At 53.7% G+C, this 25,683-nt stretch carries 25 protein-coding genes, 2 pseudogenes and 1 other annotated feature; of the genes and pseudogenes, 13 read left to right on the top strand and 14 right to left on the bottom strand.

What is annotated here, in order from left to right; translation table 11 throughout:
* Positions 1 to 76 precede the first annotated feature (76 nt).
* Both hisG and hisL read right to left on the bottom strand, forming a co-directional pair.
* A complete protein-coding gene (hisG, locus tag ACLJZ5_RS04155) occupies positions 77 to 976 on the bottom strand; it encodes an ATP phosphoribosyltransferase (protein ID WP_000886600.1) in 900 nt (299 codons plus the stop codon).
* Between the two features lie 46 nt (positions 977 to 1,022).
* Positions 1,023 to 1,146 (bottom strand) — a sequence feature (His leader region).
* Positions 1,122 to 1,172 (bottom strand): his operon leader peptide, encoded by a 51-nt coding sequence (hisL, locus tag ACLJZ5_RS04150; RefSeq protein WP_001368802.1) that lies wholly within the window; start codon positions 1,170 to 1,172, stop codon positions 1,122 to 1,124. Its footprint overlaps the feature before it by 25 nt.
* A gap of 162 nt (positions 1,173 to 1,334) precedes the next feature.
* On the opposite strand from hisL, the gene ACLJZ5_RS04145 reads away from it, so the two are divergent.
* From ACLJZ5_RS04145 to plaP, 4 genes are all read left to right on the top strand, one after another.
* Positions 1,335 to 2,159 (top strand): SDR family oxidoreductase, encoded by an 825-nt coding sequence (locus ACLJZ5_RS04145; protein WP_024797761.1) that lies wholly within the window; start codon positions 1,335 to 1,337, stop codon positions 2,157 to 2,159.
* 45 nt (positions 2,160 to 2,204) lie between these two features.
* Positions 2,205 to 3,119, top strand: coding sequence for a LysR family transcriptional regulator (locus ACLJZ5_RS04140; protein ID WP_023212535.1), 915 nt, complete (start codon positions 2,205 to 2,207; stop codon positions 3,117 to 3,119).
* A gap of 233 nt (positions 3,120 to 3,352) precedes the next feature.
* The gene (yoeI, locus tag ACLJZ5_RS04135; RefSeq protein WP_096335044.1) at positions 3,353 to 3,415 is read left to right on the top strand and encodes a membrane protein YoeI; all 63 of its coding nucleotides are present in this window, start codon (positions 3,353 to 3,355) and stop codon (positions 3,413 to 3,415) included.
* Positions 3,405 to 4,763 carry a putrescine/proton symporter PlaP gene (plaP, locus tag ACLJZ5_RS04130; protein WP_001519005.1) on the top strand — a complete coding sequence of 453 codons (1,359 nt, stop codon included), beginning with the start codon at positions 3,405 to 3,407 and terminating at the stop codon, positions 4,761 to 4,763. The genes yoeI and plaP overlap by 11 nt, the downstream gene beginning before the upstream one ends.
* Before the next feature lie 135 nt (positions 4,764 to 4,898).
* Here the strand turns inward: plaP and sbcB are convergent, their stop codons facing one another.
* The gene (gene sbcB / locus ACLJZ5_RS04125; protein ID WP_024798499.1) at positions 4,899 to 6,329 is read right to left on the bottom strand and encodes an exodeoxyribonuclease I; all 1,431 of its coding nucleotides are present in this window, start codon (positions 6,327 to 6,329) and stop codon (positions 4,899 to 4,901) included.
* Positions 6,330 to 6,488: 159 nt separating this feature from the next.
* Here sbcB and ACLJZ5_RS04120 point away from each other — a divergent pair.
* Positions 6,489 to 6,566: pseudogene (locus tag ACLJZ5_RS04120) on the top strand (hypothetical protein); the annotation flags it as partial.
* A gap of 128 nt (positions 6,567 to 6,694) precedes the next feature.
* Here the strand turns inward: ACLJZ5_RS04120 and sopA are convergent.
* Positions 6,695 to 9,043 carry an SPI-1 type III secretion system effector HECT-type E3 ubiquitin transferase SopA gene (gene sopA / locus ACLJZ5_RS04115; protein WP_024798624.1) on the bottom strand — a complete coding sequence of 783 codons (2,349 nt, stop codon included), beginning with the start codon at positions 9,041 to 9,043 and terminating at the stop codon, positions 6,695 to 6,697.
* Positions 9,044 to 9,309: 266 nt separating this feature from the next.
* Between sopA and ACLJZ5_RS04110 the strand changes: the two are divergent.
* From ACLJZ5_RS04110 to ACLJZ5_RS04075, 8 genes and pseudogenes are all read left to right on the top strand, one after another.
* Positions 9,310 to 9,402: pseudogene (locus tag ACLJZ5_RS04110) on the top strand (heavy metal-binding domain-containing protein); the annotation flags it as partial.
* A 257-nt stretch (positions 9,403 to 9,659) separates the two neighbouring features.
* Entirely contained in the window at positions 9,660 to 11,936 is a 2,277-nt protein-coding gene (gene phsA, locus ACLJZ5_RS04105; RefSeq protein ID WP_024797351.1) for a thiosulfate reductase PhsA, read from the top strand.
* A gap of 14 nt (positions 11,937 to 11,950) precedes the next feature.
* Positions 11,951 to 12,529 (top strand): thiosulfate reductase electron transport protein PhsB, encoded by a 579-nt coding sequence (gene phsB / locus ACLJZ5_RS04100; protein ID WP_024797352.1) that lies wholly within the window; start codon positions 11,951 to 11,953, stop codon positions 12,527 to 12,529.
* Positions 12,526 to 13,290 (top strand): thiosulfate reductase cytochrome B subunit, encoded by a 765-nt coding sequence (gene phsC, locus ACLJZ5_RS04095; protein ID WP_001092553.1) that lies wholly within the window; start codon positions 12,526 to 12,528, stop codon positions 13,288 to 13,290. Before phsB ends, phsC begins: the two co-directional genes overlap by 4 nt.
* Positions 13,291 to 13,413: 123 nt before the next feature.
* On the top strand, positions 13,414 to 14,586 hold the full coding sequence (gene dacD / locus ACLJZ5_RS04090) for a serine-type D-Ala-D-Ala carboxypeptidase DacD (protein ID WP_000925050.1): 1,173 nt from the start codon (positions 13,414 to 13,416) through the stop codon (positions 14,584 to 14,586).
* Positions 14,587 to 14,736: 150 nt separating this feature from the next.
* Positions 14,737 to 15,204 carry a DNA gyrase inhibitor SbmC gene (gene sbmC, locus ACLJZ5_RS04085; RefSeq protein ID WP_000384326.1) on the top strand — a complete coding sequence of 156 codons (468 nt, stop codon included), beginning with the start codon at positions 14,737 to 14,739 and terminating at the stop codon, positions 15,202 to 15,204.
* A 118-nt stretch (positions 15,205 to 15,322) separates the two neighbouring features.
* Positions 15,323 to 16,381: an FUSC family protein gene (locus ACLJZ5_RS04080; RefSeq protein WP_023137033.1), complete on the top strand. Its 1,059-nt coding sequence runs from the start codon at positions 15,323 to 15,325 to the stop codon at positions 16,379 to 16,381.
* A gap of 244 nt (positions 16,382 to 16,625) precedes the next feature.
* Positions 16,626 to 16,961, top strand: coding sequence for a DUF496 family protein (locus tag ACLJZ5_RS04075; protein WP_000450405.1), 336 nt, complete (start codon positions 16,626 to 16,628; stop codon positions 16,959 to 16,961).
* A gap of 33 nt (positions 16,962 to 16,994) precedes the next feature.
* On the opposite strand, the gene pduX is transcribed toward ACLJZ5_RS04075, so the two are convergent.
* The 10 genes from pduX to pduN form a co-directional block, all read right to left on the bottom strand.
* Positions 16,995 to 17,861, bottom strand: a complete 867-nt coding sequence (gene pduX / locus ACLJZ5_RS04070; protein ID WP_031617815.1) for an L-threonine kinase PduX — start codon at positions 17,859 to 17,861, stop codon at positions 16,995 to 16,997.
* Positions 17,862 to 17,954: 93 nt separating this feature from the next.
* The gene (gene pduW, locus ACLJZ5_RS04065) at positions 17,955 to 19,169 is read right to left on the bottom strand and encodes a propanediol utilization propionate kinase PduW (RefSeq protein WP_000120647.1); all 1,215 of its coding nucleotides are present in this window, start codon (positions 19,167 to 19,169) and stop codon (positions 17,955 to 17,957) included.
* On the bottom strand, positions 19,154 to 19,606 hold the full coding sequence (gene pduV / locus ACLJZ5_RS04060; RefSeq protein ID WP_024797354.1) for a propanediol utilization protein PduV: 453 nt from the start codon (positions 19,604 to 19,606) through the stop codon (positions 19,154 to 19,156). The genes pduW and pduV overlap by 16 nt, the downstream gene beginning before the upstream one ends.
* 4 nt (positions 19,607 to 19,610) lie before the next feature.
* Positions 19,611 to 19,961 carry a propanediol utilization microcompartment protein PduU gene (pduU, locus tag ACLJZ5_RS04055; protein ID WP_000441100.1) on the bottom strand — a complete coding sequence of 117 codons (351 nt, stop codon included), beginning with the start codon at positions 19,959 to 19,961 and terminating at the stop codon, positions 19,611 to 19,613.
* Positions 19,961 to 20,515, bottom strand: coding sequence for a propanediol utilization microcompartment protein PduT (pduT, locus tag ACLJZ5_RS04050; protein WP_024797355.1), 555 nt, complete (start codon positions 20,513 to 20,515; stop codon positions 19,961 to 19,963). Before pduT ends, pduU begins: the two co-directional genes overlap by 1 nt.
* A 2-nt stretch (positions 20,516 to 20,517) precedes the next feature.
* On the bottom strand, positions 20,518 to 21,873 hold the full coding sequence (gene pduS, locus ACLJZ5_RS04045) for a cobalamin reductase PduS (protein WP_024797356.1): 1,356 nt from the start codon (positions 21,871 to 21,873) through the stop codon (positions 20,518 to 20,520).
* Entirely contained in the window at positions 21,870 to 22,982 is a 1,113-nt protein-coding gene (pduQ, locus tag ACLJZ5_RS04040; protein ID WP_001091455.1) for a 1-propanol dehydrogenase PduQ, read from the bottom strand. The genes pduS and pduQ overlap by 4 nt, the downstream gene beginning before the upstream one ends.
* A gap of 11 nt (positions 22,983 to 22,993) precedes the next feature.
* On the bottom strand, positions 22,994 to 24,388 hold the full coding sequence (gene pduP, locus ACLJZ5_RS04035) for a CoA-acylating propionaldehyde dehydrogenase PduP (protein ID WP_024797357.1): 1,395 nt from the start codon (positions 24,386 to 24,388) through the stop codon (positions 22,994 to 22,996).
* A complete protein-coding gene (gene pduO / locus ACLJZ5_RS04030; RefSeq protein WP_001029486.1) occupies positions 24,385 to 25,395 on the bottom strand; it encodes a two-domain cob(I)yrinic acid a,c-diamide adenosyltransferase PduO in 1,011 nt (336 codons plus the stop codon). Before pduO ends, pduP begins: the two co-directional genes overlap by 4 nt.
* A 9-nt stretch (positions 25,396 to 25,404) precedes the next feature.
* Complete coding sequence (gene pduN / locus ACLJZ5_RS04025; protein ID WP_000549824.1) at positions 25,405 to 25,680, bottom strand: propanediol utilization microcompartment protein PduN; 276 nt, start codon at positions 25,678 to 25,680, stop codon at positions 25,405 to 25,407.
* Between the last annotated feature and the right edge of the window lie 3 nt (positions 25,681 to 25,683).

Genomic DNA, 25,683 nt, shown 5'->3' with positions numbered 1-25,683 from the left:
CCTTATCCGGCCTACAGAACCCAAAATATCAACGCATTACGTAGGCCTGATAAGCGCAGCGCTATCAGGCGTCAGATCACTCCATCATCTTCTCGATCGGCAGTACCAGAATCGAGCTGGCGCCAAGCGCTTTCAGTTTCTCCATGGTTTCCCAGAACAACGTTTCGCTGCTGACCATGTGCATCGCCACGCGCTGTTGCTCGCCCGCCAGCGGCAGAATTGTCGGCCTTTCGGCGCCTGGCAGCAGGGCGATAACCTCTTCCAGGCGTTCGCTTGGCGCGTGCATCATGATGTATTTCGATTCGCGCGCCTGAATCACGCCCTGAATACGGGTCAGCAATTTATCGATCAGCTGTTGCTTGCTCTGTGCCATCTCACCGTCGCGCTGAATCAGACAGGCTTTAGAGCGGTAGATAACTTCGACTTCACGCAGGCCGTTAGCTTCAAGCGTCGCGCCGGTAGAGACCAAATCGCAGATAGCGTCGGCCAGCCCCGCGCGCGGCGCGACTTCGACAGAACCATTTAGCAGACACGATTTAAAAGAGACGCCTTTCTGGTCGAGGTAGCGTTTGAGGAGGTGCGGATAAGAGGTAGCGATACGTTTACCGTCCAGCGCCGCCGGGCCGTCCCAGGCTTCGTCAACCGGCGTTGCCAGCGATAAACGGCAGCCGCCGAAGTCAAGACGGCGCAGGGTAAAATAGCGCGGATCTTCGCCCTGCGCGCGGCGATTGAGTAGCTCTTCTTCCAGCACGTTCTCGCCGATAATGCCGAGATCGACCACGCCATCCATCACCAGACCCGGAATGTCATCATCACGCACGCGCAGGATATCAATCGGCATGTTTTCCGCCATCGCAATCAGGCGCTGAGTGTGTAAATTAATTTTTATGCCGCAGCGGGCCAGCAATTCTCGTGAATCATCGCTTAAACGGCCTGATTTCTGAATAGCTATGCGTAAGCGGGTGTTGTCTAACATTCTGCGTTCCTCTTTATCCTGTCTGAACCGGTCTGTATCGCGCGCCAAAAAAAAGCCCCCGGAAGATGATCTTCCGGGGGCTTTCTCATGCGTTCATGCACCACTGGAAGATCTGAATGTCTTCCAGCACACATCGCCTGAAAGACTAGTCAGGGTGATGGTGATGATGGTGGTGTTTAAATTGAACGCGTATCATAAAAATTCCGATGAATGCTTATTCATTTGATACCTTTTAACCTAAACCACTTTTACGCCTTAAAGCAAGCGCTTTTTTCATTTCGCATTTATAGTATGAATTGTCAGTCACGGCGGGCTGGCGTAGCCTTATGTATAAGGCGTTAAAGTCAGGAGAAAATGGATGAAAAAGGTCGCAATTGTCGGTTTAGGTTGGTTAGGCATGCCGCTGGCAATGTCGCTGGCAGCGAGAGGCTGGCAGGTTACCGGCAGCAAAACCACCCTTGACGGGGTGGAAGCGGCCCGTATGAGTGGAATTGAAAGCTATCCGCTGCGTCTGGAGCCGGAGCTGGTCTGTGAGGCGGACGATCTTGACGCTCTGCTGGATGTCGATGCGCTGGTGATAACACTGCCCGCGCGCCGTAGCGGTCCGGGAGAGGATTTTTATCTGCAGGCGATGCAGGAGCTGGTCGACAGCGCGCTGGCTTATCGTATCCCGCGTATTATTTTTACCAGTTCGACGTCTGTTTACGGCGATGCGCAAGGCGTGGTGAAAGAGAATACGCCGCGTAATCCGGTCACGGCCAGCGGGCGTACCCTGAAGGAACTGGAAGATTGGCTGCATAATCTGCCGGGCACGTCAGTGGATATTCTGCGGCTGGCGGGGTTGGTCGGGCCTGGGCGCCATCCCGGACGTTTCTTTGCCGGAAAAACCGCGCCGGATGGTCAACACGGGGTCAATCTGGTGCATCTTGAAGACGTGGTTGGCGCAATTACCCTCTTGCTACAGGCGCCAAAAGGGGGGCACATCTATAATATATGTGCGCCGGCGCATCCAGCCCGCAACGTGTTTTATCCGCAAATGACGCGCTTGCTGGGAATGGCGCCGCCGCATTTTCGTGACGCACCGGACAACGGCAAAGGGAAGATTATCGACGGTAGCCAGATTTGTAATGAGCTGGGATTTGAATATCAATATCCCGATCCGCTGGTGATGCCGATGGAGTGAGTCGCTGTCCAGCAGGTGGTCGCCATATAGCGCAAGGGGACGAGTATGAAACCACTGCTGGACGTTCTGATTATTCTTGATGCGTTAGAAAAAGAAGGCAGCTTCGCGGCGGCGTCGGCAAAATTATTTAAAACGCCGTCCGCCCTCAGTTATACCGTTCATAAGCTGGAAAACGATCTTAATATCCAACTGCTCGACCGTAGCGGGCATCGCGCGCGATTTACGCGAACCGGTAAGATGCTACTGGAAAAAGGCCGTGAAGTGCTGCACACCGTTCGCGAGCTGGAAAAGCAGGCGATTAAACTGCATGAAGGCTGGGAGAACGAACTGGTCATCGGTGTGGATGATACCTTTCCCTTTTCTCTTCTGGCCCCGCTTATCGACGCTTTTTATCAACGCCACAGCGTGACGCGCCTTAAATTTGTTAATGGCGTTCTCGGCGGTTCATGGGAGACGCTGACGCAGGGAAGGGCGGATATCATCGTTGGCGCCATGCGCGCGCCGCCGCCTGACACCGGCTTTGGCTTTGCAAGACTGGGCGATCTTGAACTGGTGTTTGCTGTCGCTCCGCATCATCCGCTGGTTCATGAAGAGGAACCGCTTAGCCGCCAGACGATCAAACGTTTTCGCGCGATTGTGGTTGGCGATAGCGTCCATTCCTCGCGATCAATAGGGTCTGAACTGCTCGACGCTCAGGAAGCGATTACCGTGTTTGATTTTAAAACCAAGCTGGAGCTGCAAATTAGCGGCCTGGGATGCGGCTATTTACCGCGTTATCTGGCGCAGCGATTTTTGGAAAGCGGCGCGCTTATAGAGAAGAAAGTGGTGGCGCAAACCGTCTATGAACCGGTGTGGGTTGGCTGGAATGAACAGACCGCCGGGCTGGCCAGCGGCTGGTGGCGGGATGAAATTTTAGCAAATAATGCTATTGCTGGGGTGTATGCAAAATCGCCGGTTTAAAAATCAATCGTTTATGAAAAATAATTTTTTGAACGCGCTCGCATTCTCTTGTCATTTCACTTCAATTTAGGGCAGAATACGCCGCTTGCAAAAAATGACACTAACCGACGTTTTAATACGCGTCGGTTATTTTTTTGCTTCAAACACATCATTCAATACCAAGAGGCCGGGCTTCGTACCGGATAGATACTTACTTAAAAATCGACAGTTGTTGTCGCTGAGGAATCCAGAAAATGGGGCAATTTTTTGCTTACGCGACGGCATTCGCCGTAAAGGAGAATGACCATGTCGCATAACGTTACTCCAAACACCTCTCGCGTGGAATTACGTAAAACGCTTACGTTAGTTCCGGTTGTAATGATGGGTCTTGCCTATATGCAGCCGATGACGCTGTTCGATACATTTGGTATCGTTTCAGGCCTCACTGACGGTCACGTACCGACGGCGTATGCATTCGCGTTAATCGCGATTCTGTTTACGGCGTTGAGCTACGGGAAACTGGTGCGTCGCTATCCTTCCGCGGGTTCGGCGTACACCTATGCCCAGAAATCCATCAGCCCGACCGTTGGCTTTATGGTGGGTTGGTCTTCTCTGCTCGATTATCTGTTCGCGCCGATGATCAACATTCTGTTGGCGAAAATTTATTTTGAAGCGCTGGTGCCCTCCATTCCGTCATGGGTGTTTGTCGTGGCGCTGGTGGCCTTTATGACGGCCTTTAACCTGCGCAGCCTCAAATCGGTCGCTAACTTCAACACCGTGATTGTAGTGCTACAGGTGGTGCTGATTGCGGTCATTCTGGGCATGGTGGTTTATGGCGTATTTGAAGGCGAAGGCGCCGGTACGCTGGCGAGCACCCGTCCGTTCTGGTCCGGCGATGCGCACGTTATCCCGATGATTACGGGAGCGACGATCCTGTGCTTCTCCTTTACCGGCTTTGACGGCATCAGTAACCTGTCGGAAGAGACCAAAGATGCTGAGCGCGTGATCCCGCGTGCGATTTTCCTGACCGCGCTGATTGGCGGCCTGATCTTCATCTTTGCAACCTATTTCCTGCAATTGTACTTCCCGGATATCTCTCGCTTTAAAGATCCGGATGCGTCTCAGCCGGAAATCATGCTGTACGTGGCGGGTAAAACCTTCCAGGTGGGCGCGCTGATCTTCTCTACTATCACCGTGCTGGCTTCCGGTATGGCTGCGCATGCAGGCGTAGCGCGCCTGATGTACGTAATGGGGCGCGACGGCGTATTCCCGAAAAGCTTCTTCGGTTACGTTCATCCGAAATGGCGTACGCCAGCGATGAACATCATCCTGGTCGGGGCGATCGCGCTGCTGGCGATTAATTTTGACCTGGTGATGGCGACGGCGCTGATTAACTTTGGTGCGCTGGTCGCGTTTACCTTTGTTAACCTGTCGGTGATTTCGCAGTTCTGGATCCGTGAGAAGCGTAATAAAACGTTGAAAGATCACTTCCAGTATCTGTTCCTGCCCATGTGCGGCGCGCTCACGGTTGGTGCGTTGTGGGTTAACCTGGAAGAGAGCTCAATGGTACTGGGCCTGATCTGGGCGGGTATCGGGCTGATTTATCTGGCGTGCGTAACTAAAAGCTTCCGCAACCCGGTTCCACAGTACGAAGACGTCGCGTAATCGCGCGTATTCTCGGCAATAGTAAAACCGGAGGCAGTGCCTCCGGTTTTTTGTTTGTCATCCAGCATGTTTACCGGATGGCGGCGTCACTCTTTATCCGCTCTGGATTAACACTGCCCGTCAGGCATTAGTCAATTACACAATCTCAGTTGCGTACTGCCACAGTGATTTCAGCAACCCCAGCTTCGTTTTATCTTCCGCATACTGCTGAGAAAGCATCTGCAATTCATTGGCATACTGTTGTAAAAACTCTGGCGTCAGTACCTGACGGCGATGCTCCAGCCAGCGCTGCTGCTCTGCGTCATCCAGCGTACCGGGAAAATTGCGTGCGCGGTAATTAAACAGCAGCTTCTCAATGCGCTTATCGACAAAGGTAATATCCAGCGCGGGCAGGTTACGCGGCTCGGTTTCGAGTACGATTTTCATGGCTGCGCGATCGGCATCGCTGAAAAAACCATCATAGAGCTGGGCATCAACGTTATCCGAGGCGGCAAAAGGTTCGGCTTCGGCAAAAATCGCCACCACTTTGTCGCGGACCTGCGGGTTTTCACGCAACACTTTCAGGTTATCCAGGCAGTGCTGGCGGTTAATTCCCAGCCGGTCGGCATCCTCCGGGCGCAAGGTATTCGCCTGCGCCAGCACCGGACATTTATTGATATGCACCAGCTTTACCGGCACTGCGACGTGATCGCCAAGATCGGCTTTGGCCGTATAAAGCCGCTCGCGAAGGGTGTCGTTGTCCAGCTCAAGAAGAGGAGAAATATCGCCTGCTAAATCGACCATGATCACCGCGTTACGGTTTTCAGGATGCCACGCCAGCGGCGCGACCCAGCTTGTATTACCGCGCCACGCGCCAAACATGCCGGAGACATGCACCAGCGGCTTCATTTGCGGAACGTCAATCAGCGCCGCCAGTTTATGTTTACTGCGGTGGCTATAAAGATAATCAAACAGCCGCGGCTGGCGTGTTTTCACCAGTTGCGCCATCGCAATAGTGGCGTAAACATCCGCCATCGCATCATGCGCGTTGCTGTGTTCGATCCCGTTCGCCTGGGTTAAATGTTCCAGACGAAAGCTGGGCAGGCCGTCGTCGTTTTCCGGCCAGTTAATTCCCTCCGGGCGCAGCGCATAACAGGCGCGCATGACATCCAATAGATCCCAACGTGAATTATCATGCTGCCAGCTCCAGGCATAGGGATCGTAAAAGTTGCGATAAAAAATATTGCGCGTGACTTCATCATCAAAGCGCACATTGTTGTAGCCCACAACGCAGGTTTTAGGAACGGTAAACAGCGCATGAATGCGTCTGGCGAAAGCGGCTTCGTTTTCTCCTTTCTCACGCGCTTCCTGCGGCGTGATGCCGGTAATCAGCACCGCGCCGGGCTGCGGTAGATAATCATCGGCGGGTTTGCAATAAAACACCTCCGGCTCGCCAATAACGTTGAAGTCGTTATCCGTACGGAGCGCGGCAAATTGCGCAGGTCTGTCGAGGGCCGGATGCGTACCGAAGGTTTCGTAATCGTGGAAGAGGAATGTGCTCTGTATGCTGTCGTTTTTAACTGTCACTTGATGTACACGCCTGATGTTATCTGTATATGAAATATTTTATTCTTTTATTTTGTCGTTGATTGATTGTATTTGTACACCAATTGATATCGTTGCTAATGTTCGTACATGCGATGGTGAGTACATAAACATTAAAATCATTGAGTACAAAATACTAAAATGACCATCAGCGACACTAAGCTACGCTCCCTCTATGGTAAACCATATTCCGGCCCATCTGAAATTACTGATTCTGATTTAGTACTGTATGGAATTTAGGCCAGGGTCAATCTGGCCGGGATCTCAAAAATGCATGGACTAAAACGGGTCTATTTACAGAGGGACACAACGCTGTGTCCCTTAATTCCATGCGGGTTGAGGCTGGACTACGCCCAGGCCAGTGGCAGGATGGATGACAGAACACTCGGGAAATATTTTCTGGCATGACGTTGCATACTATCCGCCACAACGCTGGTACAGGTAAAGGCGCCATGGAGGCCGTGAAAACGGTCGGACCACTCGGTAAACTGTTCGCTGGATGGGAATATCGCCGGAGACAGCTCCCAGGCTTTCTGCATCAGCGCCTCCGCATAGCCTCTCAGGGCCGGCGGAGAGTCATGCTCAGTGCCGAAAATGGCGCTGGAGGAATAGCGTGCGAATGCGGTACTGAGACAGAACAGGATTTCCGCCTGCTTCTGTGGGGTGGCGTCCGTCAGGTGATAAGCACTGAGGATGTGCTGGTAGTGTGCCGGGCTGAGTTTGCCTTCAGGAAGCAAGGGGTCAAAAATGGTGGCCAGACGCGACACTGAGGCATCATCAATCAACTTCACGGTGGAATGTTTCTGGTTCGTGGCGGCAATAAACTGCTGGTTCAGCTCCCCGTTATCTTCAGTGCTGAGGATGATATCAATCAGCTCCCCAAAGCGTCGCTGCGTGGCCTGCTGATTAAATGCGGCGAGAAACACCGGAAAGTCATGACGGAATAACTCTACCGGAGAGATTTGCGCGGTGGAAACGTTCTCTCCGGCTCGCAGCAGGTAAAAGTTGTCCCATGTGGTGTCAGGAGTAGGGTTTAGCATTGTTAACAGCGTGTCAGTGGAGAGCATCATCGCCGTGTCTGAATCTTGGGAGGAAAGCAGCAAGAAATTATCTGCAGCGCGGGTTGTCCAGTCCGGGCTGCCGTCATAATTACCAAAGAGCCCGTTATGGATGTGGGGAGACACCGCCGGGTGAGCAAGATACTGTTCATAAAGCGCTGCAGCTTTCTGGCGGGTGCCATCAGTGCAATCCACGCCTGTCATACAGTGTAAAATCACCTGATTAAAGAGTCCGCTGTGAGTGGTCATGGCGGCGCTGTTCCTGTCAAACGAATCCAGCAACACAGGCAGTATGCGCTGCTGATAATATGTGACAGGAGCCGGCAGGGGAACGTCATTATAGGTCTGGCACTGGTGGGTAAAAAAACGTTCCTGAACAGGTCTGAGCCACTCGCTGATAAGTGCACTTTGCGTATAGGGAGGGTGGGCCAGTACGCTCACCAGCGAACTTTCAACTGGCCGGATATGTGCCTCTGATAAGTGGCTACCCCGCAATGACTTAACCAGGTCTTCTATTGCCCGGATTTTTTCCTGACTGTATTTATCGGGCAGGCTGTCAATGGTCATCAGAATACTTTTACCATTATTATGTTCATGATTTAAAAATCCATCCACAGCGCTCTCAGTCCAAAGGATTGGCATTTGCAGCCAGATATCACCTAGACGAATAAAATTTCCGCCCCCTGACACTGACGGAGGTGATGAATTATCCGGTTCATTTAAAATAACGCCAGAGAGGTTGGCTTTGTGACGTATAAACGTATTTTTTAAGGTTGTATTAATAAAAGAGGGCTGTTGTCGTGTAGTAATTGAATACTGTAAAGTCAGTTCATTCATGTCTGAATTACTAAATTTTGTATTACTGCAGACTACATCACTCAGTGTCGAATAAGTGAATCGGCATTCGTCAAAATGTAAATGAGATATATCAGAATAAGTAAATTTTGAATTTGAAAAGTTGAACCCCTTAATAATATCGCCGTCTCGCTCCATGAAGCTGGTGGGCAATATTTTGCTGAATGTAATATTACGGAAATCTGCGTTTGAAAAATCGCGATCTGCGGCCGTAAGGGTTTCTCCGGCTTTCTGCCGTAAAACTGCATCCGCGAGTTTCTTAGCCCAGTCGGCAGGTGATGACGGGGAAGACGTAGCCTGAAGTGAGAGGGAGGGTGATACTGGTGGTGTTCTACCTTCAGAAACCGTGGGCCTGTTATTGGCTGATACAGAGACTCCACCGGGGAGCGGGGCCGCACCTGTCACTCGGTAATTATAATCACATGATTGATTTGCAATATGCTTACGCATGAATGCTGCATTCATTTTTGAGACATCTTCTGCTGAAATATTTTTCTTACCTGCATTATTTGTATCTTTAATATTTTTAACAGTAATCAATGTTTTGTTTAAGGTGTTTTTATCTTTCGGCTGAAAGAAGTCTTTTATTTTTTGTGGTAACGCGAACTCAATCGATGAGCTCTTTCCTGTTTTAAGTTTTTCATTTAAAGATGTATGCGTGTTTTTAACGCTGGTTATTTTTGAGGCGAGCCCGTTTTTCGTATGTTCACGAATAGAGGTAATTAATTTTTTAACCTGGTTAGGAATAGTAGAAAAATTAATTGCGCCTGATGATATCTTCATTAGAATTCCTTATCAACATCATTATGGAAAAACGGTCTGGATTTTTAACGCCTTAAAAGTAAGCTTCATATGTCGGTATGGCGATGGAGATCACAATTCACCATGTTATCTGGCAGGTTTCTTTCAGAAAGTGTCCATCCTGTCATCATGTCACCGTATTGTGGGACGCTGACGTATCTGCGGAAAAATACAGGCATAAGAGAGCGGGTCGGGTAACGGAGCCCGTGTGCGCGCAAAAGTAAACCCGCTTCGATGCGCAACCAACGTTTTTCGCCGGCATTCGGGATATCGTCGGCGGACGTTCCGGCGCGTATGAGAAAGAACTGCGTAAAGCGCGTGAAATCGCTTTTCAGGAAATAATCGTTTCTTTTAAATATTATTACGTGTTATTGGAATTGTATCATTTTTATAATTAACAGCGGGTTGTTTGGTAATTCTGCTGATTATTCAATGACAGCCATGTGCGTGTTCAGGAAATGTAAAATATTTATAAAATAAAAGGTTTTATCGTGTTGGCGTGTTCATTTTAACAACTATTTCAAATTGTGATTGAAGCCGACATTTCATAATACAAATTAAATATAATCTTCAGCTATATCTAATAACAGGAGGTTATATGAGCATTAGTCGTCGTTCTTTTTTGCAGGGGGTAGGCATCGGCTGCTCTGCCTGCGCGCTGGGCGCTTTTCCGCCCGGGGCGCTGGCGCGCAACCCGATTGCCGGCATTAACGGTAAAACCACGCTAACGCCAAGTTTGTGCGAAATGTGTTCCTTTCGTTGCCCTATTCAGGCGCAGGTAGTCAATAACAAGACCGTTTTTATCCAGGGCAATCCTTCTGCGCCGCAGCAGGGGACGCGCATATGCGCCAGGGGCGGGAGCGGCGTCAGCCTGGTCAATGACCCGCAACGGATTGTAAAACCTATGAAACGCACCGGGCCACGCGGCGACGGTGAATGGCAGGTGATTAGCTGGCAACAGGCTTACCAGGAAATCGCGGCGAAAATGAATGCCATCAAAGCGCAGCATGGCCCCGAGACCGTGGCTTTCTCTTCCAAATCGGGCTCGCTCTCCAGCCATCTTTTCCATCTGGCTACGGCCTTTGGTTCGCCTAATACCTTTACTCACGCCTCAACGTGCCCTGCCGGGAAAGCCATTGCGGCAAAAGTGATGATGGGCGGCGATCTGGCGATGGATATCGCTAACACGCGCTATCTGGTTTCGTTTGGCCACAATTTGTATGAAGGGATTGAAGTTGCCGATACCCATGAGTTAATGACCGCGCAGGAGAAGGGGGCCAAAATGGTGAGCTTCGATCCGCGTCTGTCGATATTTTCCAGCAAGGCGGATGAGTGGCACGCTATTCGTCCCGGGGGAGATTTAGCGGTTCTGCTGGCGATGTGCCACGTCATGATTGATGAACAACTCTACGATGCGTCTTTTGTTGAGCGTTATACCAGCGGATTTGAACAGTTAGCACAGGCGGTAAAAGAGACGACGCCGGAATGGGCCGCCGCGCAGGCTGATGTCCCGGCCGACGTCATTGTCCGGGTGACACGCGAACTGGCCGCCTGCGCGCCTCACGCTATTGTCAGTCCTGGTCATCGCGCGACGTTCTCGCAGGAAGAGATCGATATGCGGCGTATGATTTTTACGCTTAATGTGCTGCTCGGTAATATTGAGCGCGAAGGCGGGCTATATCAGAAAAAAAACGCGTCGGTTTACAACAAACTGGCCGGAGAAAAGGTCGCGCCAACGCTGGCGAAACTCAACATTAAAAATATGCCGAAACCGACGGCGCAACGAATCGATTTGGTCGCACCGCAGTTTAAATATATCGCTGCTGGCGGCGGCGTGGTGCAAAGCATTATTGACGCGGCGTTAACTCAGAAGCCTTACCCGGTAAAGGCGTGGATTATGTCGCGGCATAATCCTTTCCAGACCGTCACCTGTCGTTCGGACCTGGTAAAAACCGTTGAGCAACTGGATCTGGTGGTTAGCTGCGATGTCTATTTGAGCGAGAGCGCGGCGTATGCCGACTATCTGCTGCCGGAATGCACCTATCTCGAACGGGACGAAGAGGTATCGGATATGTCGGGACTGCACCCGGCTTACGCTCTGCGCCAACAGGTCGTAGAGCCGATTGGCGAGGCGCGTCCGAGTTGGCAAATCTGGAAAGAACTTGGCGAGCAGTTGGGATTAGGGCAGTACTATCCGTGGCAGGATATGCAGACGCGCCAACTCTATCAGTTGAACGGCGACCATGCCTTAGCGAAGGAACTGCGACAGAAAGGGTATCTCGAATGGGGCGTTCCGCTGCTATTACGCGAACCAGAATCCGTTCGTCAGTTTACGGCACGTTACCCCGGCGCTATCGCGACGGACAGCGACAACACCTATGGCGAACAGCTTCGCTTCAAATCGCCCTCCGGCAAAATCGAACTTTATTCCGCAACCCTGGAGGAATTGCTCCCAGGCTACGGCGTTCCGCGCGTTCGTGACTTTGCGCTTAAAAAAGAGAATGAGCTTTACTTCATTCAGGGCAAAGTGGCCGTGCATACCAATGGCGCGACGCAGTACGTACCTTTACTCAGCGAGCTAATGTGGGATAACGCGGTCTGGGTCCATCCGCAAACGGCGCAAGAAAAAGGCATTAAGACCGGCGATGAGATCTGGCTGGAAAATGCTACGGGTAAAGAGAAAGGTAAGGCGCTGGTGACGCCCGGAATCCGCCCGGACACGCTTTTTGTCTATATGGGATTTGGCGCTAAAGCTGGGGCCAAAACGGCGGCGACGACACACGGTATCCACTGCGGAAATTTACTGCCGCACGTGACGAGTCCGGTATCCGGTACGGTAGTGCATACCGCAGGCGTGACGCTGAGCCGGGCATGAGGGAGGAGGGAACCATGAATCATTTAACGAATCAGTACGTCATGCTGCATGATGAAAAGCGTTGTATCGGCTGCCAGGCGTGTACCGTTGCCTGCAAAGTGCTTAATGACGTACCGGAGGGATTTAGCCGCGTACAGGTACAAATTCGCGCCCCTAAACAGGCATCCAACGCACAAACCCATTTTCAATTTGTCCGCGTCTCCTGTCAGCACTGTGAAAATGCGCCATGTGTCAGCGTTTGTCCTACCGGAGCGTCATATCGTGATGAAAACGGGATCGTGCAGGTGGATAAATCGCGCTGTATTGGCTGCGATTATTGTGTTGCCGCATGTCCTTTCCATGTGCGCTATTTGAATCCGCAAACCGGCGTCGCCGACAAGTGTAACTTCTGTGCCGACACGCGGTTGGCGGCTGGCCAGTCTCCGGCGTGCGTATCCGTTTGCCCAACGGACGCGCTGAAATTCGGCAGACTGGATGAGAGCGAGATCCAGCGCTGGGTCGGTCAGAAAGAGGTCTATCGCCAGCAGGAAGCGCGTAGCGGCGCGGTCAGTCTGTACCGTCGTAAAGAAGTCCATCAGGAGGGTAAAGCATGAATACTATCTGGGGAGCGGAACTACACTATGCGCCAGATTATTGGCCGCTGTGGTTAATTTACGCAGGCGTCGTGGTGCTGCTCATGCTTGTTGGGCTGGTTATCCATGCGTTATTGCGCCGGATGCTGGCGCCAAAAACGGCGGGCGGCGAAGAGCATCGTGACTATCTCTACTCGCTGGCGATTCGCCGTTGGCATTGGGGAAATGCGTTACTGTTTGTTTTATTACTGTTAAGCGGTTTATTTGGTCATTTTTCTCTCGGCCCTGTAGCGCTAATGGTACAAGTACATACCTGGTGTGGTTTTGCCTTACTGGCTTTCTGGGTCGGGTTTGTGCTGATCAACCTCACCACAGGTAACGGGCGTCACTATCGGGTAAATTTTTCCGGACTGGTGACGCGCTGCATACGCCAGACGCGTTTTTACCTTTTTGGCATCATGAAAGGGGAAGCGCATCCGTTCGCGGCAACAGAGCAGAATAAGTTCAATCCACTGCAACAACTGGCATATCTGGCGATTATGTACGCGCTGGTACCGCTGTTAATCATCACCGGTTTGCTGTGTCTCTATCCGCAGGTTGCGGGTCTGGGCCCTGTGATGCTGGTGCTGCATATGGCGCTTGCTATCATCGGCTTACTGTTTATTTGCGCGCATCTCTATCTGTGTACTCTTGGCGACACGCCGGGACAAATTTTCCGTAGCATGGTTGACGGCTATCATCGTCATCGTACCGCGCCGCGCGGGGATAAGTCCGCCGTCTGAGCGTATCCATAAAATAAAGTCAGCAAGAAAATGTGCCTTGTGTCACATTTTCTTGCAATTTATCCATGTTTGTTTAACTGAACTTCCGTAAAAAGAACGGCAAATAGAGACCATCCTGAGGACATGCTGTTGAAACGCCGTTTGTTTATTGCCGCTTCTTTATTCGCGATGCACCTTTCTCCTGCGCTTGCGGCCGATGCCGTAAGTTTTGCTCCCCAACCGCCAGCCATTGATGCAGGCGCCTGGGTGTTGATGGATTACACTACGGGACAGGTTCTTACCGCCGGTAATGAACACCAGCAACGTAATCCCGCCAGCCTTACCAAGCTAATGACGGGCTACGTCGTCGATCGCGCCATCGATAGTCATCGTATCAGCCCTGACGATATCGTCACCGTTGGGCGCGACGCCTGGGCGAAGGATAATCCGGTGTTTGTCGGCTCCTCGTTGATGTTTTTAAAAGAAGGGGATCGCGTGTCGGTGCGTGATTTAAGCCGTGGCTTAATCGTGGATTCCGGTAACGATGCCTGTGTGGCGCTGGCGGATTATATCGCGGGCGGGCAGCCGCAGTTTGTGGCGATGATGAACAGCTATGTGAAAAAACTCAATTTGCAGGATACCCATTTTGAAACCGTCCACGGTCTGGATGCGCCGGGACAACATAGCTCCGCGTATGATCTGGCCGTACTCTCCCGGGCGATTATTCACGGCGAACCTGAATTTTATCACATGTACAGCGAGAAAAGCCTGACCTGGAACGGCATCACGCAGCAGAACCGCAACGGCTTGTTGTGGGATAAGACCATGCATATTGATGGGCTTAAAACCGGACACACATCGGGGGCGGGATATAATCTTATCGCATCGGCGGTGGACGGGCAGCGTCGACTTATCGCTGTTGTGATGGGAGCGAAAAGTTCGAAAGGCCGTGAAGAACAGGCTCGAAAACTGTTGCAGTGGGGCCTGCAAAACTTTGCGACGGTGCAGATTTTGCACAGCGGTAAAAAAGTGGGCAGCGAGCGAATCTGGTATGGAGACAAAGAAAAGATTGCGCTGGGTACGGAACAGGATTTCTGGATGGCGCTGCCTAAAGCGGAAATTCCGCATATCAAAGCAAAATATGTGCTGGATAGAAAAGAGCTGGAGGCGCCAATCGCCGCTCATCAACAGGTAGGTGAAATAGAGCTCTACGATCGGGATAAACTGATCGCTCAGTGGCCGCTGGTTACTCTGGAATCGGTGGGTAAAGGCGGTATGTTCTCTCGTCTGAGCGACTATTTTCAGCATAAAGCGTAAGCCGTTGTCACACATCGTTCACCGCCATCTGAGGTGTCAAAAGGGCGGGATTGCGAGGTTGCTCACAAAATGATCACGCAGTCCTTGTGACCGTAAAAGGCTGTAATTATACTGTACATTCATACAGTATAGTAAAGTGACGGAGGCAGCATGGATTACGAAATCAGGCAGGAACAAAAACGCAAGATAGCCGGTTTCCACATGGTCGGTCCATGGGAACACACCGTGAAGCAGGGTTTTGAACAACTGATGACATGGGTGGATCGACAGCGGATCGTGCCAGTTGAATGGATAGCCGTCTATTACGACAATCCAGATGTCGTACCTGCGGAAAAACTCCGCTGCGATACCGTGGTGTCCGTGGCAGAGAATTTCATCCTGCCGGACAATAGCGAAGGCGTAATCGTGACCGCCATTGAAGGCGGCGAATATGCCACTGCTGTCGCGCGAGTGGAAGACCGTGACTTTGCGAAGCCGTGGGAACGGTTTTTTGACGTCCTGGAGCAGGATAGCGCTTATCAGATAGCCTCTGCGCCCTGTTTTGAAACCTATCTGAATAACGGTATGGAAGATGGATACTGGGATATTGAAATGTATATTCCGGTACAGCGGAAGTGATCGACTGGTTTCCTGGCTGAAAAGAGCGGACGGATAATGTGTTCCGTCCGCCAGTGCGCTATTTTTGCTATAAAGCAGGTACAATGCATTTTTTGCTATTCCCGTAAGGAGCGCAAGCGTGCGTGCCGATAAGTCATTAAGCCCTTTTGAAATACGGTTGTACCGTCATTATCGCATCGTGCATGGCATACGTATCGCCCTGGCGTTCATTCTTACCTTTCTGCTGGTTCGTCTGTTTTCTATTCCCGAGGGCACATGGCCGCTAATCACGTTAGTGGTGATTATGGGGCCCATCTCATTCTGGGGAAATGTAGTGCCTCGTGCTTTTGAGCGCATAGGCGGTACGATTTTGGGCGCGGCGTTAGGGCTGGTGGCGCTACGCCTGGAGCTCTTTTCCTTACCGCTGATGCTGGTGTGGTGTGCGATAGCGATGTTTTTGTGCGGCTGGCTGGCATTAGGGAAAAAACCGTATCAGGCGCTACTGATAGGCATAACGCTCGCCGTTGTTGTCGGCGCTCCTGCTGGTGATATGAATACGGCATTATGGCGTGGCGGGGATGTGATTTTGGGGTCGCTACTGGCAATGTTGTTTACCGGCATCTGGCCCCAGCGCGCCTTTTTGCACTGGCGCATCCAACTGGCGCATTGCGTCACGGCGTATAATCGGGTGTATCAGGCAGCGCTGTCGCCGAATTTGCTGGAGCGCCCCCGGTTGGATAAACATTTGCAACGATTGCTGAACGATGTCGTCAAAATGCGCGGGCTGATAACGCCCGCCAGTAAAGAAACCCGGATACAAAAATCTATTTTCGAGGCCATTCAGACCATCAACCGCAATCTGGTTTGTATGCTTGAATTACAAATCAATGCCCACTGGGCGACGCGCGCCAGCCATTTTGTGATGCTTAACGCGCACACATTGCGTGAAACCCAGCAGATGACGCAGCAAACCTTGTTAACGATCGCCCACGCGTTGTATGAAGGCAACCCGCAGCCGGTACTGGCAAATACCGGTAAACTGAATGATATTGCTGCCGAGTTGCGGCAGCTAATGAACGAGCAGCAGGGCGACGCGGTGGCTGAAACCCCCATCCACGGCTATGTTTGGCTAAGTATGGAAACGGCCCGACAGTTGGAACTGCTTTCGCATTTGATCTGCCGGGCTTTGCGCAAATAAAAAGCAGATGGGGCGAATGAATTTGTTGCTGCTTCGATTCAGCAAAGATTAAGAGTATGATACTAATATAAGGATAAAATGAGTGCTACTGGCAACGATTTTATCTCCGAACCTTCAGGTTTCCCCAGACGGCGACGTAACGGTGTTTCCTCTGGCGGCTTGAAGTATGACGGGGATAAACGTAATGTTTATCCACTAGCAGTTGCTTAACGAATCCGAATCTCACATTATCAGGGGTGTAAAAATGGAAACAACCAAGCCTTCTTTCCAGGACGTGCTGGAGTTTGTTCGTCTGTTCCGTCGCAAAAATAAACTGCAACGTGAAATTCAGGACATTGAGAAGAAGATCCGTGACAACCAGAAGCGTGTGCTGCTGCTGGACAACCTGAGCGACTACATCAAGCCAGGTATGAGCGTTGAGGCGATTCAGGGTATCATCGCCAGCATGAAAAGCGACTATGAAGATCGCGTTGATGACTACATCATTAAAAATGCCGAAATCTCCAAAGAGCGTCGCGACATTTCCAAAAAGCTGAAAGCGATGGGCGAAATGAAACACGCCGATGTAAAAGCCGAATAATGCGCTACGGCAGTGGGAGCGTATATCAGGCTCTCACTGCAGTTTGACCCCGCCTGTGACCATCTTGAGTAAATGTTGTTTTGGCCAGTGTCGGGTAAGTTTTTTCTCTGCCAGCTTACCTTTCAGGCGCGCAATATCATGACGTTTCCGGTCCAGCATCAGACCCACCACGCTACCGCTATGCGCCACGTTCAATCCGTATAAATCACACTCTTCGACCAGCGACAGCAGGGCGGTAAAGCCCGGCTTAGGTAACAGCGTCTGGCTGGCGATAGCGCTAAGCGTAGCCGCCTCACCCAGTCGGAGCGGATTTTGCGTTATACAGGCTTCCTGCACCAGATTCCAGGCCTGCTGCAAGGTTGCTGAACTTGCTATTAATTTCTGCTGGCGAGGGAGACGGTGGTAATCTTGCGTGCGCAGTGTGACCGGGCTTTCCAGTACCAGCAAATCGATTGGCGGCGGTGGCTCGCAGGCGATTTGCGTGGCCGCATTATTATGATCAAACAGCGTTAACTGATGAAAAACGGTGCTATCAGTGGGTTCGATTGAGACGCAAAGCTGTGCAAGGGTGGTTTCATCCAGCGAATGGCCAAGATGATGCGCCGTTGCCACCGCCGTAGCGGCGATATCTGCGGTGCTGCTGGCCATGCCTTTGGCAACAGGAATTGACGAACGCACATCGACGCGAATCTCGTTACTCCAGTGCGCAGGATACTGCCAGTGCGCCAGAACGCGCTCCACCATCGCCCGCGACAATGGACGCTCGTTTACCAGCGGCGGCGCAGCCGTGACTACTACGGTGCTGTACCAGTCAACGGGGCAGGAGACCAGTTTCTCACTGCCCAGAATCCATCCCTGGATAAGTTCCCCGCATGAGGCGGGGCATTGCGCAACAGCCACGTTATCACCTTTCAGGTACGAATAGTGTGCGCGCATAGTGTCATGGTAAAAGCGTTATTACCATGACTTGCCGCAATGCGTCGTATGACCCTCTCAGGCTGGTACACAAAGCCCTTCCGTGGCAGGTAGCGCAATGCGCATAACGTCTTGTGCGATCATTAACTCTTCGTTGGTGTTGATGACGGCGACTTTCACCAGGGCGTTCTCCGTCTGGATAAATGTCGCATTACGTTGATTTTTCTCTTCATCAACGGCTAAGCCCAAAAATTGCAAATTATGGCACACCGCCGATCTGGCGCGCGCTGAGTTCTCGCCAATGCCCCCAGTGAATACCAGCGCATCCAGTCCTCCCATTTGCATAATATAGCTGCCAATGGTGGCGCGAATGCGTTCGGCAAACAGAGTGAGAGCGAGTTTAGCCTGCCGGTTACCGGTATTGGCTGCCTGTTCGACATCGCGGTAATCAGACGACACGCCAGAAACGCCCAGCAAGCCTGACTCATTATTTAATAACTGATTCAACTGTTGCGGCGTTTTGCTTTCGCGCTGGGCTATCCACGGCAGAATAGAGGGATCAATATCTCCGCTACGGGTGCCCATCATCACGCCTGACTGCGGCGTAAAGCCCATCGACGTATTGACCGAACGCCCGTTCTTGATGGCGCAGATGCTGCTACCGTTTCCAAGATGACAACAAATCACCCGTAATGCGCTGAGTGGTACGCCCAGCTTTTCCGCCAGAACGCCGCTGACATACTTATGGCTGGTGCCATGAAAGCCATAACGGCGAATCCCCAGTTCAGCATAATAATGCCAGGGAAGCGGGTAAATATAGGCGGGTTCATCCAGCGTCTGGTGAAATGCCGTATCAAACACGGCTACGGAAGGGGCATCAGGCAACAGTTGACGAAAAACGTGAATACCCAACGCGTTTACCGGGTTGTGAAGCGGGGCCAGTTCAGCAAGACGTTCGATTTGCGCTAACGTTTCATCCGTGACCAGCGTCGAGTCTTTAAAAAACTCACCGCCGTGCGCCACACGATGGCCCACCCCGTCAATGTCCCGCAGACTGTTAATGATTTGATAACCCAGCAGCTTTTCCAGAAGCAGCGTTACCGCATCGCGATGATCGGCAACGGGGACGGTTTCCTGCCATTTTTGGCTGTGCGTCTTAATTGTCACCTGCGCATCCGCCATACCGATACGTTCAATCAGCCCCTGACAGAGCATGTCGCCCTGCGGCATCTCCAGCAGCTGGAATTTTAACGATGAGCTGCCGGCGTTAATGGCCATTATTTTGTAAGACATAAAGGTTCCTTCGAATTCAGAAAATCCAGCACGGCGTCGAGACCCGAGTTATTCAGCGCGCTGGTAATAAAAATCTGCTGTGCGCCAGCCTGCGTAAGCCATTCCGCAACCAGCGAAATACGCTGCGGCTCGGCCAGATCGGCCTTAGTGACCAGGCCAATCGTCGGTCGGTTCATCGGGGCGGTAAGCCCCGGAGAAAAGGGCGACCACTGGGCGTCGGCATTTAACACCAGGGCGATAACGTCGGCCTCGCAGGCGCTGGTCAGCAGGGCGCTATACAGGCAGCGGTTCTCCAGGTACTCGCCCGGCGTGTCGATGGCCATCGGCGACCATTCAATGGCCTGGGTTTTCTTATAATGGAGCGCTTCGCCGCGCAGGCTTTGGGTCAGCGAGGTTTTCCCGCACTGGCTGGGGCCGATAAACATCAAACGCTTCATTGGCTTACGTCCGGGTAATCGAACAGGTGGTGAATTGCATCATCTCGCCCAGCGTGCGCGTCACCTGCTTGAGGGCATATTCCACAGCAGAAACGTCGCCGGTCAGCACCACGGCACCGGTAAAGCGATCGAGAAAACCAATTTCCACCGCGCCGGATTTGGTGGCGATATCGCAGGCGATAATCGATGCTTCGCTCGGCGTGATGGTAAGGATGCCAATGGCGGAGACCGCATCCGGCAGGCCCAGTTTCTTAAAGAGATCTTTCCCTGGATTAGCAATCAGGTGCGCGAGAGTGACCTGTTTCCCCGGCACGTATTCCTGAATCATGCGATCCGTTGTCGGTTGTCTTTCCATTATCCCTCCACCATCTGTCGCCACATGGCTTCATGCGGGCGCGGGATCACCGAACGGTAAACCAGCAACCCTTTCTCGCCCGCGCTTTCGCTGGCAACCGTCACGGCGTTATTGACGTCTGAAACGTCGCCCGCCACCACCATGTAGCATTTACCGCCGATGCCGAAGGCCATATGCACCCGCACCAGGGTGACGTTTGAGCCTTTCACCGCCCGGTCTGCGGCGCTGATGCAGGCCGCCACGCTCCAGGTTTCGACGATACCGACCGCCTGGAGTTTCTCGACGCTATTCAGGCCGCTGATGGCCGGAAGTACGCTGGGATGAATATTTGCCAGCACCAGGCTGTCGACGAGCATCTCGCCGGCCTGCGACGTACCGGTTTCAATGGCCTGCTGGACAGCGCCGATATCTCCGCCGAGCATCAGTAAAAACTTCCCCGGACAGATGGTCTTGCTGACCAGCAGATCGACGTTGGCGCTTTTCAGCATGGCATCACCAAGCTCCATGCCTTTGGCGATGCTGGTGAGTTCTAAAATTCCTATAGCCTGAGACATGGTTAACCTCTTACAACCGTGATGGCCTGTTCGCTGATGGCCGATACAACGCCGTCGATGCTGGCGTGAACGGGGGCGCCGAGCGCGCCAGGCGGGATATCGGCAACGCATTGCCCGCGCGTCACGCGCTCGCCGACGGCAACAGTCGGTACTGCGCTGGCACCAATATGCTGGCGCAGCTGCAAAGTGACTTTTTCTACTGACGGCTCTTCTTCAACCAGCGGAGCTTCCTGGTACCAGGGGCTTAGTCCCAGTTTGGCGATCAGCCGCTTCACCGGCACCAGGCGATATTTCGCCATTTCGTCGGTCGGATTCAGCGGCCCTACGTAGCGCTGGTTTTGCGCCCGCAGCTCGCGTTTTAACATGCGATTGATGCGCATCGGCGAGATCCCCACCGGGCAGGCCACGCTTTCACAAATGTTGCATTCCGAGCAGGTAAGGGCGCTCAGCAGCAACTGCGGCGTGGCGGCCTGGTGAAAGTTCAACGCCCGCACCAGCAGGTGCGGAGAGAGTTCGTGGCCGATCAGGTGTCGCGGACAGAGATCGGTACACAGTCGGCACTGTTCGCAGACGGTGCGCGCGACGGAAAGCACCGTGCGCTCGTCCTGCATTCTCCGCTGGATAAGCAGATGGCTTTTGGGGAGCACCAGCAGGCCGCCGGTAGTTTTCGTCACCGGGTTATCAAGAGAGGTAATCAGGCCACCCATCATCGGGCCGCCGTTAATAAAACCAGGGTCGTCGACCGTTGCGCCGCCCGCCAGCGCCAGCACTTCATGCAGTGACATGCCGATAGGAACGGTAACGGTCAACGGTCTGGCGACCGCGCCGTTTACGGTCAACGTGCGACGAGTGACCGGAAACTGCTGCTCGACCGCCCGGGCAATATTCAGCACCGTTTGCACGTTATTGACGACCACGCCGACGCTGGCCGGTAGCGCAGCCGGGGCGACCCGGCGGCCGGTTGCCATCCAGATAGTCAGCACCTCATCGCCCGCTGGATAAACATCCGGCAGAATATGCAGGCGGATACCGGCGGGCAGTAGCGGGGTAAGGGCGTCGATGGCCCGGCGGTATTTTTCTTTCAGGGCAATCACCCCTTCGCGCGCGCCGGTCGCCGTCATGGCATACTGTACGCCGCGCACAAGGCGCGCAGCTTGCTGCCACATCAGTTGCTGGTCAACTTTGAGCATCGGTTCACACTCGGCGGCGTTCACCAGAAAAATCTCTACCTGCGCCTGTAGTTTGACGTGAGCGGGAAAACCTGCGCCGCCCGCGCCGACAACGCCCGCTGCGCGGACGCGCTCGCGAATTTCATCAGCGCTATGAGACATTTCAACGACGTTGACGGCGGTACTCATAGCAGTTCCTCCAGCAGTTCCCGAATGGCTTCGGCATTGGCCGGGCGCGGGTTAGTGCGCAGCGTAACGTCCGCCAGCGCAGCCTGCACCATCGCCGGAATGCGTGCGGAAAAGTCGGATCTTCCTTCTTTAAGCGCAACGGCCAGTGAGGGAAGGGCACAGCGTTGCTTAAGCAGTTCGATTTGCTGAATCAGCGCATTGATCGCCGCAACGTCATTGGCTTCTGCCGGGCAAAAACCGCAGGCTTTGGCCATCCGCGCGTAGCGTTTGGCGGCGCGCGGGTCACCCGCGTTAAAGCGGATCACCGTCGTGAGCAGCAGCGCATTGGCCAGCCCGTGCGGCAGATGGAACTGTCCGCCGAGCTGGTGAGCTATCGCGTGGTTAAGACCCAGTCCCGCCTGGCTGAATGCCATCCCCGCCAGCGTTGAAGCATTGTGCATTTTCCCGCGCGTCGCTACGCAGTCGCCTTTTTCCACCGCCGTGGGCAGATACTGGAACACCAGTTTGGCGGCTTTTTCCGCCAGCGCGTCGGTAAAGTCGCTGGCGTGCGGTGACACCCAGGCCTCCAGGGCGTGGGTCAGCACGTCCATACCGGTGTTGGCGGTAATCTGCGGCGGTACGCTGACCACCAATTCCGGGTCAAGGATCGCCATATCCGGATACAGCGCATTGTTGAACAGCGGGTACTTGATGCCTTTATCCGGGTCGCTAATTACGCAGGCGCTGGTCACTTCCGAGCCGGTGCCGCTGGTGGTCGGGATCGCCACGCAGGTTTCGATATTGATGCCGCTTTGCTGGCTAAACCAGACAATCGCTTTTGCCGCGTCCATTGCCGAGCCGCCGCCAAAACCGATCACCACCTGCGGTTGCAGGGCCTGCATTTGCGCAATGCCCTGCACCACGGTATGGATGGTGGGGTCCGGCGTTATCTCGCTAAAGACGCTGATGCGGTTATCTGCGGGCAGCGCGTTACGCAGCGTATCCAGCAGCGGAGAGCGCGCCAGAAAACCATCGCAGATTATCCAGATGTGCTTATTGGTAAAGCGCTTGAGCACCGCCAGGCTGCCCTGACCGCTGTACAACCGCGTTTGTAGTGAGAAGGTATTCATCGCGACCTCGGTTAGCGAATAGAAAAGCCGTTGGTCAGTACGCAGCGCCGGGAGCGGGCAAAAGTACGCGCTGACGTGGTCCCTTCACCGGTTGGCGTGGCGATAGTGAAGGTGGTAAAGCCTTCGCCGCCGACGCCGATCCCGGCATAAGAGGGGCCGTTTTTGACGAATATCGAGGTTTGCAGCGTGCGGGCCGCGAGGTTCAGGCGCGACACGTTCTGCGAGTGCATAATGGCGGTATGATGTAGCCCCTCTTCAACCTTCAGGGCCAGCGCTAGCGCGCTATCGAAATCGCTGACTTTTACCACCGGCAGCATCGGCATCAACTGTTCACTGGTGACCCACGTATCGTCGGCGTTGACAACGGCAATCAGCAGACGCGGCGCTTTTGCAGGGACAGCGATCCCGGCGGCTTCCAGCATGGCCGATGGGCTCTTGCCGACCAGTTTTTTATTCGCCTGGCCTTCAGGCAGGCAGGCGGCGCGGAGTTTGTCGGTATCGGCAGGGCTTAGCAACAGCGCGCCGAAGGTTTGCATTTGCTGCACCAGACGCTCGGCGACGCTCTCCACTACGATCAGGCTCTTCTCGGCAATGCAGGGCAGGTTATAATCGAATGACGCGCCGTTGATGATATCTTCTGCCGCTTTCACCAGGTCCGCTGTTTCATCGACGATGCAGGGCGGGTTACCCGCGCCAGCGCCAATCACCTTCTTACCGCTCTTCATGCCCATTGCCACAATGCCCGGGCCGCCGGTAATGGCCAGTACTGCGATTCGCGGGTGGGCCATCATCTGCTGGGTCGCTTCGAAGGTGGGTTCAGCTACAGTCACCACCAGATTGCGGATGCCGCAGCAGCGGAAGGCAATCTCTTCAATCAGGCTAATCAGCTTCAGAGAGACCTTTTTCGCGCCCGGATGCGGGCTAAAGTAGACGCTGTTGCCCGCAGCTAACATGCTGATGCTGTTATTGATGATGGTTTCCGTCGGGTTGGTGCTTGGGGCGACTGAACCGATGACGCCAAACGGCGAGTATTCAAAGAGTACCATGCCGCCGTCACCGGTCAGCGCGGTGGTGGTGAGGTCTTCTACGCCCGGCGTGTTGTCCAGCGCAGCCTTGTTTTTGAGGAATTTATCTTCTTTGTTGCCCATCCCCGTTTCATTGGCGCTCTCTTCCGCCAGGGTCGCCAGCAGCGGCGTCAGCTCCTGACGCATCGCGCTGATAATGGCGCTGCGGGTTTTTAGCGGGCACTGCTGATAACGTAAGAACGCCTGGTGCGCGGCATCGATAGCCTCGCTCACGGACTGGAAAATCCCTTTGCCCTGAGGCTGGGCCGGTGTTTGCGCTGGCGTGGTTAATTGCTCGCTAAGAATGGTGCGAATCAGGGTTTCGAGTTCAGAAGTATTCATTGATGAGTTCCCACGTTAATAGCCGCGATGGCGGTCTGTGCTATATCCATGTCCTGCTCAACGCTGCCGCCGCTGATGCCAAGACCCCCAATTAATATGCCGTCGCGCCACAGGGCGTAACCGCCGCCAAAGGTGACCACTTTTCCCTGTAAATGACTTTCCAGGCCATAAAGCGCCGCGCCTGGCTGAACGACATCGCTCAGCTCATGGGTCGCCGTTTTCATCGCCACTGCGGTCCAGGCCTTTTTCGGCGCCAGCTCGCTGCTGACCAGCAGGGCGTCCGGCATCCGCCAGGTCACAGTTTCCGTGCCGTGCGCGTCAACGATGCTGACGACTACCGGAACCTGCAGTTGCTGCGCGCGCTCAACGGCGGCGCGGGTGAGCTGGTGTAGATCGTGGAATGAGAGGGCCACGGGCGTTGTCTCCTTGCTGCGGGTCGGCTGGCTGGCAGCCAGATAGCGCTTGCTAACTTCACGGATGATGTTGGCCTGGTGCGCATCGCTATCTTCCGCGCGGGCCAGGGCGTACAGGCAGTCCGATAAGCGGTTGATGTAGCGCATCAGCACCTGGCGTACGTTGACTTCAGTTGCCAGTTCAACCAGACGGCGTTCGGCGCGGCGCGCCAGCGTGCGGGCAAAATGTAATCGGCTCGCGGCTTCGCAGCGTCCGGGTAAAATAAAGCTGTGCAGCGGTTCGACGCGGGCCATCGCCCGATCGATAGCGGCTTCCAGGGCCGAAATCTCTTCGCTGCTGATGTAGCGCTGTTTGGGCGACGGCTGCTCGCTGTCGCTGGCCAGCTCTGCGCTAAACCAAAAAAGTTGCTGCTGGATGGCCTCAAGTAAGGTGCGGTGATTTTCATCCGCAGCGGCGCAGGCGCACAGGCTCAGCGCGGCGTTCAGCTCATCCAGCGTGCCGTAGGCTTCAACCCGCGGGTGGGTTTTGCTCACCCGCTGGCCGGTAAACAGTGATGTGGTGCCAGCGTCACCTGTTCGGGTATAAATCGCCATAACCGCCCCTTAACACGAAAGCGTATCTACAATGCCGACAACGGCGAGGTCGATGGCCTCATTTGGCCCGGAAAAAACGTGCCTGGCGCTGGAGCCGCCGCTGAGCAAAACCAGTTCGCCGACGCCCGCGCCGACGGAGTCCACGGCCACTTCATCGCCGGAGGTAGGCGAGGCGGGGAGTTCGCCATCGGCGCTGACCCGACGCACCAGCAGCAGCTTTTTCCCAATCAAAGAAGGTGATTTTTGCGTGGAGACAACCGCGCCCGTGACTCGTGCCAGATGCATGAT

It is taken from the genome of Salmonella sp. 5800 (assembly GCF_046558195.1).
GTDB classification, from domain to species: Bacteria; Pseudomonadota; Gammaproteobacteria; order Enterobacterales; family Enterobacteriaceae; genus Salmonella; species Salmonella enterica.
This window is presented reverse-complemented; position numbering and strand designations above follow the sequence as displayed.

Coding starts and splice junctions, on each gene's coding strand:
- hisG (WP_000886600.1), bottom strand. CDS start 976: ATGTTAGACAACACCCGCTTACGCATAGCTATTCAGAAATCAGGCCGT.
- ACLJZ5_RS04145 (WP_024797761.1), top strand. CDS start 1,335: ATGAAAAAGGTCGCAATTGTCGGTTTAGGTTGGTTAGGCATGCCGCTG.
- ACLJZ5_RS04140 (WP_023212535.1), top strand. CDS start 2,205: ATGAAACCACTGCTGGACGTTCTGATTATTCTTGATGCGTTAGAAAAA.
- plaP (WP_001519005.1), top strand. CDS start 3,405: ATGTCGCATAACGTTACTCCAAACACCTCTCGCGTGGAATTACGTAAA.
- sopA (WP_024798624.1), bottom strand. CDS start 9,043: ATGAAGATATCATCAGGCGCAATTAATTTTTCTACTATTCCTAACCAG.
- phsA (WP_024797351.1), top strand. CDS start 9,660: ATGAGCATTAGTCGTCGTTCTTTTTTGCAGGGGGTAGGCATCGGCTGC.
- phsB (WP_024797352.1), top strand. CDS start 11,951: ATGAATCATTTAACGAATCAGTACGTCATGCTGCATGATGAAAAGCGT.
- phsC (WP_001092553.1), top strand. CDS start 12,526: ATGAATACTATCTGGGGAGCGGAACTACACTATGCGCCAGATTATTGG.
- dacD (WP_000925050.1), top strand. CDS start 13,414: ATGCTGTTGAAACGCCGTTTGTTTATTGCCGCTTCTTTATTCGCGATG.
- sbmC (WP_000384326.1), top strand. CDS start 14,737: ATGGATTACGAAATCAGGCAGGAACAAAAACGCAAGATAGCCGGTTTC.
- ACLJZ5_RS04075 (WP_000450405.1), top strand. CDS start 16,626: ATGGAAACAACCAAGCCTTCTTTCCAGGACGTGCTGGAGTTTGTTCGT.
- pduW (WP_000120647.1), bottom strand. CDS start 19,169: ATGTCTTACAAAATAATGGCCATTAACGCCGGCAGCTCATCGTTAAAA.
- pduV (WP_024797354.1), bottom strand. CDS start 19,606: ATGAAGCGTTTGATGTTTATCGGCCCCAGCCAGTGCGGGAAAACCTCG.
- pduU (WP_000441100.1), bottom strand. CDS start 19,961: ATGGAAAGACAACCGACAACGGATCGCATGATTCAGGAATACGTGCCG.
- pduT (WP_024797355.1), bottom strand. CDS start 20,515: ATGTCTCAGGCTATAGGAATTTTAGAACTCACCAGCATCGCCAAAGGC.
- pduS (WP_024797356.1), bottom strand. CDS start 21,873: ATGAGTACCGCCGTCAACGTCGTTGAAATGTCTCATAGCGCTGATGAA.
- pduQ (WP_001091455.1), bottom strand. CDS start 22,982: ATGAATACCTTCTCACTACAAACGCGGTTGTACAGCGGTCAGGGCAGC.
- pduP (WP_024797357.1), bottom strand. CDS start 24,388: ATGAATACTTCTGAACTCGAAACCCTGATTCGCACCATTCTTAGCGAG.
- pduO (WP_001029486.1), bottom strand. CDS start 25,395: ATGGCGATTTATACCCGAACAGGTGACGCTGGCACCACATCACTGTTT.
- pduN (WP_000549824.1), bottom strand. CDS start 25,680: ATGCATCTGGCACGAGTCACGGGCGCGGTTGTCTCCACGCAAAAATCA.